General features: G+C 51.0%; 14 protein-coding genes. 9 read left to right on the top strand and 5 right to left on the bottom strand.

Going from position 1 to position 12,419, the window contains the following annotated elements:
• Window positions 1-247 precede the first annotated feature (247 nt).
• The 4 genes from B9G79_RS16530 (at window position 248) to B9G79_RS16515 (ending at window position 3,555) form a co-directional block, all read left to right on the top strand.
• Window positions 248-1,246 carry a GGDEF domain-containing response regulator gene (locus B9G79_RS16530; RefSeq protein WP_232468830.1) on the top strand — a complete coding sequence of 333 codons (999 nt, stop codon included), beginning with the start codon at window positions 248-250 and terminating at the stop codon, window positions 1,244-1,246.
• Between the two features lie 44 nt (window positions 1,247-1,290).
• On the top strand, window positions 1,291-2,328 hold the full coding sequence (locus B9G79_RS16525) for a cation diffusion facilitator family transporter (RefSeq protein ID WP_088566469.1): 1,038 nt from the start codon (window positions 1,291-1,293) through the stop codon (window positions 2,326-2,328).
• Window positions 2,297-2,995 carry a tRNA (guanosine(46)-N7)-methyltransferase TrmB gene (gene trmB, locus B9G79_RS16520; RefSeq protein WP_232468828.1) on the top strand — a complete coding sequence of 233 codons (699 nt, stop codon included), beginning with the start codon at window positions 2,297-2,299 and terminating at the stop codon, window positions 2,993-2,995. The genes B9G79_RS16525 and trmB overlap by 32 nt, the downstream gene beginning before the upstream one ends.
• Before the next feature lie 251 nt (window positions 2,996-3,246).
• Window positions 3,247-3,555, top strand: a complete 309-nt coding sequence (locus B9G79_RS16515) for a hypothetical protein (RefSeq protein WP_232468826.1) — start codon at window positions 3,247-3,249, stop codon at window positions 3,553-3,555.
• A gap of 3 nt (window positions 3,556-3,558) precedes the next feature.
• On the opposite strand, the gene B9G79_RS16510 is transcribed toward B9G79_RS16515, so the two are convergent.
• Window positions 3,559-3,846, bottom strand: a complete 288-nt coding sequence (locus tag B9G79_RS16510; RefSeq protein ID WP_088566468.1) for a 2Fe-2S iron-sulfur cluster-binding protein — start codon at window positions 3,844-3,846, stop codon at window positions 3,559-3,561.
• A gap of 107 nt (window positions 3,847-3,953) precedes the next feature.
• Here B9G79_RS16510 and trxB point away from each other — a divergent pair, with 107 nt between their 5' ends.
• The 4 genes from trxB to B9G79_RS16490 all read left to right on the top strand — a co-directional run bounded on the left by trxB (window position 3,954) and on the right by B9G79_RS16490 (window position 8,042).
• The gene (gene trxB / locus B9G79_RS16505) at window positions 3,954-4,898 is read left to right on the top strand and encodes a thioredoxin-disulfide reductase (protein ID WP_088566467.1); all 945 of its coding nucleotides are present in this window, start codon (window positions 3,954-3,956) and stop codon (window positions 4,896-4,898) included.
• 7 nt (window positions 4,899-4,905) lie between these two features.
• Window positions 4,906-5,403, top strand: a complete 498-nt coding sequence (locus B9G79_RS16500; RefSeq protein WP_011162963.1) for a response regulator — start codon at window positions 4,906-4,908, stop codon at window positions 5,401-5,403.
• A gap of 181 nt (window positions 5,404-5,584) precedes the next feature.
• The gene (locus B9G79_RS16495; RefSeq protein WP_088566466.1) at window positions 5,585-6,322 is read left to right on the top strand and encodes a hypothetical protein; all 738 of its coding nucleotides are present in this window, start codon (window positions 5,585-5,587) and stop codon (window positions 6,320-6,322) included.
• On the top strand, window positions 6,309-8,042 hold the full coding sequence (locus tag B9G79_RS16490) for a S8 family peptidase (RefSeq protein WP_232468824.1): 1,734 nt from the start codon (window positions 6,309-6,311) through the stop codon (window positions 8,040-8,042). The genes B9G79_RS16495 and B9G79_RS16490 overlap by 14 nt, the downstream gene beginning before the upstream one ends.
• Here B9G79_RS16490 and B9G79_RS16485 read toward each other — a convergent pair.
• The 4 genes from B9G79_RS16485 to B9G79_RS16470 all read right to left on the bottom strand — a co-directional run bounded on the left by B9G79_RS16485 (window position 8,039) and on the right by B9G79_RS16470 (window position 11,572).
• A complete protein-coding gene (locus B9G79_RS16485) occupies window positions 8,039-9,169 on the bottom strand; it encodes a hypothetical protein (protein ID WP_088566465.1) in 1,131 nt (376 codons plus the stop codon). The two genes, B9G79_RS16490 and B9G79_RS16485, sit on opposite strands and share 4 nt — an antisense overlap.
• Window positions 9,170-9,414: 245 nt before the next feature.
• Entirely contained in the window at window positions 9,415-10,272 is an 858-nt protein-coding gene (locus tag B9G79_RS16480; protein ID WP_088566464.1) for a PilZ domain-containing protein, read from the bottom strand.
• A gap of 95 nt (window positions 10,273-10,367) precedes the next feature.
• Window positions 10,368-11,030 (bottom strand): HAD family hydrolase, encoded by a 663-nt coding sequence (locus B9G79_RS16475; protein ID WP_088566463.1) that lies wholly within the window; start codon window positions 11,028-11,030, stop codon window positions 10,368-10,370.
• 26 nt (window positions 11,031-11,056) lie between these two features.
• The gene (locus B9G79_RS16470; RefSeq protein WP_088566462.1) at window positions 11,057-11,572 is read right to left on the bottom strand and encodes an OmpA family protein; all 516 of its coding nucleotides are present in this window, start codon (window positions 11,570-11,572) and stop codon (window positions 11,057-11,059) included.
• A 112-nt stretch (window positions 11,573-11,684) separates the two neighbouring features.
• Here B9G79_RS16470 and B9G79_RS16465 point away from each other — a divergent pair, with 112 nt between their 5' ends.
• Window positions 11,685-12,341: an O-methyltransferase gene (locus tag B9G79_RS16465; RefSeq protein ID WP_088566461.1), complete on the top strand. Its 657-nt coding sequence runs from the start codon at window positions 11,685-11,687 to the stop codon at window positions 12,339-12,341.
• The last annotated feature ends 78 nt before the right edge of the window (window positions 12,342-12,419 follow it).

The raw sequence follows: 12,419 nt of genomic DNA, 5'->3' as shown, positions 1-12,419 counted from the left end.
CCGCCGCAAGTTCCGCAGGTCCGGGGGTAATCGTGGAACGCAATAGCTCCCGACGAGCCAAAGGGCTAGTAAGGAAGAAAAAAACCACCCGAGCGAGGACTGTTCGAAGCGCCGGAGCCCAGCCCCCAGCCCGGCTCCCACGGAGGCAGGATTAAAGTTTGGTAGTCTGGTCTTATGATTAGAAAATTGTCTAAATAATTCCCGGAATTAACCGATGAGTAGGGCAGAAGTTACACTGGTATGTAAGATGAGTTTTGAAGTAAGCCCTAAACAACCAAAAAGTCGCCGTATTCTAGTAATCGACGACGATAAGGATAGCCTGGAAATTCTCCTGGAGCCTTTGCGCTGGGAGGGCTACGACGCGCGCGGTGTGACCACCGAATCTGAAGCGCACAAGCTGATCGAATCCTGGATTCCTCACATTGTCATTTTGGACTGGATGGCGCCTTCCATGGCGGGTTTGCGGGTTTTGAAATCCGTGCGTGAGCGTCTGTCTCACGTTTCCTGCGTGTTTGTGTCGGAAAACTCCAGCACTGAAGCTATCATCGAGGCTCTGGACTCGGGTGCGGATGACTACATCGTAAAACCATTTGTGCCGCTGGAGCTTCTGGCGCGCATTCGCTCACAGTTGCGTATTCGCGATTTGCACGAGCAACTGCTTTTCGCCAACGAGAAACTCAAAGAGCTTGTTGATACCGATGACCTGACGGGTCTGTACAACATGCGTTCGCTGTATCAACGTCTGGACTTCGAGATGGAGCGCGGTCGTCGCTTCCACCGTGATGTCTGTGTCGTGATGATGGATATGGACTATTTCAAAACCGTCAATGACGGGCATGACCATCTGTTCGGAAGCTATGTGCTGTCCGAAGTGGGTAAGATCATTCGCGCCAACACACGCAATATTGATATTCCGGCCCGCTATGGTGGGGATGAATTCCTGATGGTGCTGACAGAGACCAATCATGCCGGTGCCATGTACTTCTGCGAGCGCCTGCGTGAAAACATCGAAAAGACCACTTTCCGCAATGGTGAGGACTCAATGAAGCTGACGGCCTCTTTGGGCTTTGCCATTACGATCCCGGGTGAAAACATCAGTGCCCGTGAGCTGGTCCGTCGTGCCGACCACGCTTTATATGAAGCCAAACGGGCCGGGCGCAACCAGGTGGCTCATTACAAACTGGATGCCGCTCCTGTGGTGGAAATCAAATCTGCCATTCATAAGCGCCGTAAGGCTGCTGGCTAATTAGTCGTTGACCTCGCCCGGGGTATCTAAGAAAACGCTCTTATATGCAAAGTTCTATTTCATCTGCTGAAAAAATCCGTAATCGTGCCGCGTGGATTTCTGCCATTGCCAGTGTCGTGATATTCACCATGAAGGTGGTGGCCTATCGCCTTACCAGCTCGACCGCCGTGCTGTCTGATGCATTGGAAAGTATCGTGAACGTCATAGCCGCCATCGTGGCGCTGTTTGTGATTCGTTTCGCCGCTCAGCCCGCGGATGAGGATCATCCCTATGGGCACGGCAAGGCCGAGTATTTCTCGTCAGCGTTTGAAGGCGGTATGATCTTTTTTGCCGCCATCATGATTATCGCCGAAGCCGCCAAAGCGTTGATTTATCATGAACCCACTCAGAAGCTGGAGATGGGTTTGTTGATCGTGGGCGGAGCCGCCCTGGTGAATCTGGCTTTGGGTTTGTATTTGAAGCGCGTGGGGACGACTCATCAGTCGGATGCCCTGAAGGCCAGTGGGGCCCATGTGCTGTCGGACGTTCTGACCACCGCCGGAGTGATGGTTGGTCTGGGGCTGGTTTTGCTGACCGGAATTCAGTGGCTGGATCCGGTGATTGCGATGCTGGTGGGTTTGCAACTGGCTTATTCAGGATTTAAAATTGTGCGCGAATCTTTGGGTGGCCTGATGGACCAGCAGGATATGGCGTCACTCGAGCTTCTGGCCAGTGCGCTGGAGAAAAATCGTGTGCCTGGTGTGATCAATATTCACCATCTGCGCGTGATTCGCTCTGGCCGATTCCATCACGTGGATGCCCATATGGTGGTGCCGGAATATTGGGATGTTTCTCAGGTTCACGCCATGACCAGTGATTATGAGGCTGCGGTGGTAAAGGATTATGAGTTTGACGGGGAGCTGGCTTTCCATGTGGATCCTTGTAAAAAATCCTACTGTGACAGCTGTGAGGTGCCTCAGTGCCCGATTCGTTTGCAGCCTTTCCGCCACCGGCCGGACTTCTCTGTGAAAAGCTTGACCGACGACCCGGCTCCGACTAATCAAGGGACCCATGACAGATCAGGCTCTAAGAAGACAAATTAATATCACCAAAGACCTTCCCAACCAGAATGCCTACACCCTGGCGTTGAACGGCGAATATGCGCATGTGGCTTTCGATGAGCTGCGTGCTCCGCTGAACAAGGGCAAATGGCGTTCGGACGTTTTTAAAGCTGATGCTGGCATGCCGATGGACGTGGAAGTGGGCACCGGGAACGGGACTTACTTTGCTCATCACGCCAAAACCCATTCTGACCGCCTGTTGGTGGGCCTTGAGCTGAAATACAAACCTTTGATTCAGTCCATCCGTCGCGCGGTGAATGCTGGCTGCAAAAATGCGGCGATCACGCGTTTCCACGCTTTCAACATTGATCATCTTTTTGCTGAGGGCGAGATCGACAACGTCTATATCCATTTCCCGGATCCATGGACGTCCCCGAAAAAGCCGAAGAACCGTTTCGTGTGCAAAGATAATCTGGAGCTTTTGTACCGTCTGCAAAAGCCGGGTTCTTTCATCAATTTCAAAACCGATTCTTTGGTGTATTTCCTGTGGGCGATGGATGAAATCCGTCAGTCTCCGTACAAGATCATTTTTGAAACTCAGGATCTGCACAATTCAGAAATGAAAGATCAGAACTTCGAAACGGCTTTTGAGAAAATCTTCCTGCGTGAAGGGATCAAAATCAATTTCGTCAGACTGCAGAAGGTCTAGCGGTCGGTGAAAAGGGCCCGCCTGCTGCGTTGTCGGGCCTTTTGCTTCTCTCCGACGTGCTTGGAGCACGCCTCCGTTTCGCAAAAGAACCTCCGCCTTGCATTCGAACCCTTTTGACCGACCTTGATTCCCGGCTTTTTGGGAGGGCTTTACTGCGTGAATCGCACTTTGGGCTGGTGTTGGGTGGCAGAAGTCCTCGTTTTAAATTTCCTTGGGGTATACTGAGAGAGTTTTGGGAACAGGGGGATTCTATGGCATCCTTTCTTCGTTTTTCCTTATTCTTCATTGGTGTATTTTTCTTTTTTGGATTAGAGCCGATTCTTGGTGCGATCACTCGTGAAACTGATTTTGTGACTCCGGCAGAGCCAGCCACGGTTCTACGCAGCTCTGTGATTCCCTGTTATGGACGAAATCAATCCGGTATTGGGCGCAAAACCAATATGTCCCGGGTTGAAGGGGAGCGCTGCTCGGTTCCGCAGCCGGTGGAAGCCCGTCGTCTGGATCGCCCGGATCACGAAGTGGATGATCCCGGCAAGGAATTTAAACACCGTGAACTGTAAGATTCACCAATATGTCGCGTCGACCGTGATGTTGCCCTGAATGCGGGTCTGGCAGCTGATGCGAACATCCGAAGAAAGCCCGTTTTTTTCGCGCAGAAAATTTTCTGTGTCGTTTTCAGCAGATAGATTCTCTTTGCCTTCCACAATAATGATTTTGCACTTTGCGCAAACGCCGTCGCCATCACAACTGGAAGCCACGGGAAGGCCCGCATCCAGTAGCGCCATCATCAGGACGGTGTCAGCAGGAACCTCTACGGCAGGCATGTTCTTTTTAAAAGAAATCACGGGCATAGCCCATTGTAGCTGACGCAGTCCAAAACGTGCAAAGAACTAATGAAAACGGGGCTATTTGTGGTAGCCTTGATCCGTTATTGTCCCGACCAATTGTGAGGTAATCTATGACTCAGGATCAAAAAGTTGAAAACGTCATCATCATCGGTTCCGGCCCTGCAGGCCTGACTTCCGCTATTTATACTTCCCGCGCCAATCTGGAGCCTTTGATGATTGAAGGTGAAGAGGCCGGCGGTCAGTTGATGACCACGACCGAAGTTGAAAACTTCCCAGGCTTTGACCACGGGATCACGGGTCCGGACCTGATCACAGTCATGAGAAAACAGGCCGAAAGATTCGGCACTCGTTTCATCACTCGCAATGTGACGAAGGTGGATTTCTCCCAGCGTCCGTTCAAAGTGTGGATCGGTGACAAACTTCACTTGGCAAAATCCATTATCATTTCCACTGGCGCCAGCGCCAAGTATCTGGGTCTGCCTTCTGAAAAAGTTTACGCCAACCGTGGTGTTTCTGCGTGTGCAACTTGTGACGGTGCCTTCTTCCGCAATCAGGAAATCGGCGTTGTTGGCGGTGGTGACACAGCGATGGAAGAAGCGCAGTTCCTGACTCGCTTTGCCAGCAAGGTGTACCTGATTCACAGACGTGACCACTTCCGTGCCTCCAAAATCATGGTTGATCGTGCGCTTAAGAACCCAAAAATCGAAGTGCTTTACAACACCGAGGTGACCGAGGTTCTGGGTGACGGCAAGGGTATGACCGGTGCGAAAATCAAAGGCACTGTTGATGGCGCTGTCAAAGAACTTCCGATCACAGGTCTATTCCTGGCCATTGGCCATAAGCCGAACACCGACCTTTTCAAAGGTGTTTTGGATATGAATGAGACAGGCTATTTGATCACCCAGCCCAACACCACGTATACTAATATTCCAGGTGTCTTTGCGGCGGGAGACGTGCAAGATCACGTATATCGTCAGGCGATCACGGCAGCCGGTACAGGTTGTATGGCGGCGATCGATGCTGAAAGATGGCTGGAAGCCCAGGAAGCTCACTAAGGAAGATATGAAGGACAAAAGAATCAACACCAAGGATTTGATCGAAAAGATCGAAAAGATGACCAAGGCCCGCATCGCTTCTCAGGAAGTGGTGCCTTTGGATCAGTTCCGCGAAGCCAAGAAAAAGCTGGATCCAAAAATCATTCTTGTGATCGAGGATGACGAAACCATGCGCCTGGCGATGAAAAGAATCCTTGAGAGTGAAGGTTATGTGACGAAGCTTGCGGCCGATGGCACTGAGCTTTCGACAGTGCTGGATGATCACTCGGTGGATCTGATTCTGATGGACGTGGGACTGCCTTGGATCAACGGTTTTGAACTGGCGCAACTTCTGAAAGAGCACCGCGATCTGAAAAAAATCCCGCTGGTGTTCGTGTCCGGCAAAGCTTCCGAAGAAGACATGAAAAAGGCCTTTGAGATCGGCGCTGATGACTACATCAAAAAGCCATTCGACGTTGAAAAGCTGAAAAAAACCGTGGAAACGCTTTTGAAGCTGAATCCGTAATCGAAACCAAACTGATTGAATAAAATATGGACCCCTCAGCGAGTGATTGCTGAGGGGTTTTTTATTACAGACCAAAGTTCTGTCTCAAAACGGGAACACAGTCTGTTTCCATACTTTCCCAATACTTCTTGCAGAAAATAGTGAACGTGGCCCCCCTTTTAGCGATAGAATTAAAGGACTCATGGCACGTAAACACGTCATCATCTTACTTATTGTAATCACAGCGGTTGTTGCGCTTTCGCTGTTCCTTAAAAAGGATCAGGAGCCGACTTTGGCGGAATCCTTGAAAGAGGCCGTCGATGTTGTTGAATCCTCTGAAGACCGTTTAAGCGAAGAAGACATCGCCATGCAGTCCCCGGGCGCGCAAATGCAGGTGACCGAGATCCCTTCGCACGGCCAGAATCAGGCGGAAGAATCACGTCGTTTACTGGAGCCAAAAAGAAAGCAGACCGTTTTGCCAAAACCGGATGATCGCCGTCTGGCGCAGTCATCTGTTTTGTCCGGCACTTCCTGGAAAGTGTGGGAGGGTGTGGCCGCCTATCCGCAGTCTGCGGGCAAACGCAGTGCTTACTTGGCTGAAATCAACGGTTACTATCTGGTCGAAGAAGACGGCTTCCGTGGCGATGACCGTCACTTCTCGGCATCACAGCCCCTGGCCGTTTACAACGAGCGCAAAGGGATTGCGGGCGTTGTGACGGGCACCATTCAGATCACTGTGAATGAAGGTGTGAATATCGATTCTCTGATTCAGGAATATGACCTAAAGGTTGTGGGTTCGATGCCGGAAGCGAATATGTATTTTGTGACCTCGGCACAGGACACATTCAATTTGTCCTCTTTGAAAGAACGTTTAAGCAGTGAACCTGGTATCAGTCAGGCCCAACTGGAAATTTTGAGCAGGAAGTATGAAAAGTTTTAGTCCTAAAGCCAAAATGCTGATGGGCCTTGCGGTGATAGCTGCTATCACGGGGACTTTATTTACTAACTGCGCGAAAAACAGCTTCACGGCAGTTGGTGAAGAACTGGCCGGTACGGGCGCGGACCCTTTGTTAGGTTACGCCTGGCATATCAATAACACCGGACAAAAAGTTTTTGCCGCCGATGCCGGGACCGCCGGTGTGGATTTGAATCTGTTGCAGACATGGACGGCGGGGCTTACTGGAAACGGAATCAAAATTGTGATTTCCGATGACGGTGTTCAGGATGCCCATCCGGATTTGAAGGACAACTTCCTGTATGGGGTTTCCAAGAATTATCACAACGCAGCTCCGTACACCTCCAGCAATGCGCCTCCAAGTTCTTCCGATGACAATCACGGCACATCCGTGGCGGGTCTGGCGGCGGCCGTCGGCGATAACGGCGTGGGCAGCAAGGGTGTTGCTTACAAAGCCAAACTGCTGGCTTATAACTTCCTGTCCACGGGTGTTTCGCAAACCTACAGTCGCATGGCCGAGCAACTGAGTGGTGGTTATGACGTTTACAACATGAGCTGGGGGAACTCGCAGAATTATCTGCCGGATCCTGTGGCCGCCTGGGAAACAGCATTGCTGAACGGGGTGCTCAATGGTCGCAGTGGCAAAGGTTCCATCTATGTAAAGTCTGCCGGCAATGACTTCCTGGTGGAATGCAAAGGCTCGACGGACACTTACTGCATCGGTAACTCGAATCTGGATCCGGACAACAGCACGCCTTACACAATTCTGGTGACGGCTTTAAATTCTACGGGTGATGCGGCTTCGTATTCTTCTGTTGGTTCGAATGTGTGGATTTCGTCCTTCGGGGGAGAGTCCGGCGATGATTCTCCGGCGATGGTGACCACCGACCGCACCGGTTGCAGCGCAGGTTATGCTCAGACCAGTATCTCTGGCAAAGTGGAGTTCGAACGGGGTAGCAACGGAAACAGCAATTGCAATTACACGACGACTTTCAACGGAACTTCTTCGGCGGCTCCGGTTTTGACGGGGGCGATTGCGCTGCTTCTGGAGGCAAATCCGAATTTAAACTGGCGTGATGTGAAATACATTCTGGCGAAAACGGCAGTGCAGGTTCGTCCGAACTCTGGCGCCATCAGTAATCATCCTTTGCGAAATTATCCGGGGAACTCTGCCAAGAATGTGATTTTGCCATCAGGTGCGGTCTGGGAAAATGCGTGGGTCACCAACAGTGCGGGATTCAAATTCCATAACTGGTATGGATTTGGCCGGGTGAATGTGGACGCCGCTGTTTCGTTGGCAAAAAATTATACCTCGACATTCACCACCAGCCTTTCCAGCACGGCCTGGATTGAAAACACCACACGCGTCGCAATTCCTGATTACAGCGCAACCGGCGTCAGCAACACCGTGACGGTGACAGACAATTTGCGCATCGAAGGGGTTCGTATCCGCTTGAAGGTGGATCATGACCGGGTGGGTGATCTGGGCGTGGAACTGACGTCGCCGTCCGGGACTAAAAGCATGATTTTGAATATGCGAAATTCTTTGTTGGGTCAGGTTGATTTTGACAACGAAGTTTTCCTGAGCAACGCCTTCTTCCAGGAACGTTCCAACGGCACCTGGACGATCAAGGTCATTGATGGGGGTTCGACCTTCAATGGCGATCTGGTCAGTTGGGGCGTTCAGATTATCGGAACGCCTTAATTTCCAATAAACATGGATGAAATGCAGCGGGTTTCAAGATTCCCGCTGTAATACGACGTGGAGCCTACACGGGTGAAGGTCTTTGTCGTGCTGTCATAGGTGAACTTTTCAATGTTGTACGGAATATTTCCGGTCGTGAAGTTCGTGGTCACGGCACCGCCCGTGGCGACATACAGATGCCCCTCTACTTCGTCATAGACCATCGCTGAAGCCCCGTAGATCACACTTGGAACCTCATAGGCATTCACCGGATCTGAAATGGTGTTGGCGGTTTCATCGACCTCATAAGTGTAAATAGAATTCAGCATGGAGCCTGAGATCCCCGCATACGCAACCGCAATGCGCCCGGAATCAGGCATATACACTGAAGCGGTCGGATAAGCCGTCAAGGCAGGTCCTGATTGTGCCGCCAGACATCCTGTCGTTCCATTCCAGCCGGTCAGTCCATTCATGATGCCGATGCGGTTGTTGGCACTGGAGGCATTCTGGGAATGAGTGTAAATGATGTTGTAACCGGCGGCATTGGAAGACGTTGGATAGGTCGCAAGGGACGTGATGTTGGTGGCCGAAGCACTGCAAGATCCACCGGGTCCCTGAACCCAGGCATTGGTGCCTGTTCCGGTTTCGCGGGATTTACCGGTGTCCAGTTTCTCAATGGCGGTCGTGCGGCTGATCAAAAGACCATCGACGACGGAAAGCAAATAGCGAGCGGCCGATTGTAATGCGCCGATAGGGGCCGTTGCGGAGGTGTTGTTATAGAAAGTCTGTCTTTCGCCAAGCAGGTCTTTTTTGATCAGCTCGATGCGACGTTGTCCGGTGTGCTCAAGCAACGCCAGCAGATGTTCATCGTCGTGATCCACAATGCTGACCGGGGTGGTGCCCGGAGTATCCAGGACGGAAGAAAAATCGGCGATGCGCCCTTCGTACTGGGCAGTTTCAAGGCCGATGCGGAAGATCACATTGGAGGAAGTCGTCGCACTGTAAGTGGTGTTGCCGGTGCCGGAATAGCAGGCGCCACTTGCGATGTACAGATAGCGGGGTTTGGAAGCTTCTTCCAATTCTTTCTGACAACCCGTCAGCAGACCTAGTGTGGTCCCCATCACAACAACGTACTTCAGTGTACTCATAAAGACTCCTTGATGGATTTCTCAAAATTAGATATCGGTTTTGTGTTAAAGAGTCTTGACGGTGATGTGAGAAAACTGGCCTCGATGTTTCATTAAGAGGCTTTAACACAATAATTATTCTGAAAATTTGAAAGATAATTAAGGAGCAAACAATTCAGCTTCGCAATTTATACGACGATAGTCGTGAATGGGCGCAGATGCGCAGTCCTGCGAAACAGCATTTTTTGATAGAGTATAGAGTAAGATTAGCCGGCGCTGCGACGAACTTGATCCTGATAAGCTACGTAAGCTTTCAGCAAAGCATCCAGACGCAATGTCATGGTGACATCCTGTTCGATGAACATCAAACGGCGAGGGTCTGCCAGGTCACCCACGATTTTGGCGCGGAAGAGCAGGCGGGCTTTGGATGGATCCGGTTCAAATGGATTTACGATAATCAAATCGAAAGGCTTATTCAGGAAGTCTCTTGGGATTTCGTCTTCAAGCATGGTCCCGCTTAAAGAGATGTCCTTGGAATAAGTGCGGAACGAACGAACCTTGGAAACCAGCACGACTTCAATTTTGAAATTGTGTCGGGGATCGCGACGACGGTCAGAACCCTTCGGCTCTGACTTGGCTTGTGCTTGTGGCACTTCTTCGGGTTCGTCGTTTTTCTTCTTGGGCTTTGGCATGTCGGATTTGTCTTTGCGGATCTTGGCCAGATCCAGATCATCTCCGTTGAAATCTTTTTGGTGATAGCCGCCGAGTTCACGGTGCTTCAGCGGAATGTCGCCCACAACCACTTGGGTGTAGGGACTGTCAGCACCCCCATTGGTGGCCGGCGCATTCTTGGTCGCCGTCAGGGTGTTTTCATTTTCACCTGGAAGAGAAGGCATACCGCCTGGCTTCGGAGGCTGAACGATAACGAAATAGTTCTGATCAGATTCCAGGAAGTCCTTGATAGACAACCAGCTTTCCCAGCCCGGTGTCCACAGGAAGAATTTGGCATGAGCATGTTCGGGAATGGACAGGATCGACACTTGAGCTTGCACAACAGACATAGGCTTTGTCTGCGTCTTCGCCTCGGCATCATAAATGATCCAGATTTTACCTTGGGTCTTCATTCCACTCCTCAAACTAATTCCTATAGAAGTTATCGGAGTTTTTTGGTTAATCCTTTACACTGCTCCCACGAATGGGACTAAGGTCCAGCACGTTCTCAGGCCCGGACTGAGATTCTTTCAACCAGAGCTGAGAGATCCTGATAGTGTTCCAAAACGGCCAGCGGTTCGTACTTTTCCAGAAGGGGAGTTGCCGTATAACCAAAGCCGATGGCAATGGAGGCCACGCCGGCTTTTTGGGCGGAAACCATATCCGGAATGCCATCGCCGATCATCAGGGTGTTCCCCGGCAGACGGCCGGCCAGCTTCATCATGGTTCTTAAAGGAAGCGGGCTGGGCTTTCGTTCTTCAAGTGTATCAGCACCAAAAACATTCACCCATGGATACTTGTCCAGACCCAGATGTTTCAAAATGACCTTGGCGGGAATTTCATTTTTATTGGTGATGATACCCATAGGCCCCTGATAGCGGGACAGGAAGTCTTCCACACCAGGATAGATGCGGGTTTTTTGCAGCATCTCTTCTTCGTAGGTTTTCAGGAACTCCATTTCCAGAGCGATGATGTCGGCGGGTTCCAGTGAGTCGTCTTTAAATAAATCGGCGATAAGCTTTTTAATGCCTTCGCCGATGTGTGCGATGATCAGTTCATCGCTTAAGGTGGGTTTGGAATGGTTTGCCAAAGTGCGATTGACGGCCACGATAATATCCGGGGCCGAGTCAATCAAAGTGCCGTCAAGATCAAAGACAAGAAGTGGATTCATAAGCCACTATCTTGCCGTTTCTGACGTTATTCGACAATCTCAAAGTCCACGCGACGATCCCGCGCCATTTGAGAGGACGTTCCCAGGCTTTCACGGGCTACGGCCCCCTTGCCGATGGTTTCAAGCTTATCCTCGGACACTCCGCGAGACACCAGATAGTCGCGCACGCGCATCGCACGGGCTTCTGACAGGCGCAGGTTGCGATCAGCATCGCCTTGAGGGTCCGTCAGACCAGAGATGCGAATTTTCTCATAAGAGTTCGAGGTCTTCTTCAACTCGCTGGCAATTTCATCCAAAGCCCGGCGGCTGGAGGCGTTGAGTTCGGAACTTCCGACATTGAATCGAATGTTCTGGGAAAGAGTTGAGAACTTGGTTGATTTTCTTAAGTCACCCGCGGCTCCGGAAAGGGCTGAGTCAGGACCGCGATTGCCACGCTGGCCAATGACGTTTTCATCCTCTTTTTTGGATTTGCTGGAACATGCACCCAGGGCGAACACCAGGGTCAAAGATGCGGCAATTTTAAGTGCTGAAGACAAATGCATGAAAATACCTCCGTGTTAATAGAAACAGGTCCTTTAAGGCTAAGCGGCGACGTAAGTGCCGGGCAAATTAACTTCCTGTTAACTTCACAAGAGGGATGTGCGAAGATAGGGCATGCGTGAATCCGTGTTAAGCCACAAAGACAATTATATGCTTTCACTTCTTTCTGAAGAAAGTGATCTGAAAAAACGTTCCCGTCAGTTTGCTGATGAACTGAATTTGGGAAGAATCAGCATCAATGCAGCGGAAGCAAAGTTGATCCAAACGCTGGTGCGCACACACGGCTGCCGCAAATTTGTCGAGATCGGAACGCTGACCGGATTGTCGGCGCAGTACATCTTTGATGCCCTGCCGGAGGGTGGGGAGTTGTGGACTCTTGAAAAAGACCCGAAGCACGGCGAATACTCATCCCAGATTTTCGCGCAACTGGATCAGTCGAAAAAGAAAATCCATCTGGTGATGGGTGATGCCCGTGAGGAGCTTGAAAAAATCGCAGCTCTGGGGCCTTTCGACGGCGTGTTTATCGACGGCAACAAGGCCGCTTACTTTGACTATCTGACCTGGGCCGAAAAAAACTTGCGTCAAGGCGGCCTGATTCTGGCCGACAATATCTTCTTGTCGGGCTCCGTGTGGGGTGAACCCGCCCAGAAGTTCTCGGACAAACAAGTCCGCATCATGCAAGACTTCAACAAGCGCCTGGCCGACCCCACTTTGTTTGAATCCGCCATCATCCCCACCTTCGAAGGCCTCTACATAGCCCTCAAAAAATAAAAGGTGCCTGGTGACTTTTTACACCTACGCCGCGTTATCTCATTCTGAGACAGCGGCTTGGCCCTGCCTTTGCTTTGT

Source organism: Bdellovibrio bacteriovorus (assembly GCF_002208115.1).
GTDB lineage: Bacteria > Bdellovibrionota > Bdellovibrionia > Bdellovibrionales > Bdellovibrionaceae > Bdellovibrio > Bdellovibrio bacteriovorus_C.
The sequence above is the reverse complement of the archived record's forward strand: the minus strand, read 5'-3'. Positions and strand labels throughout refer to the sequence as shown.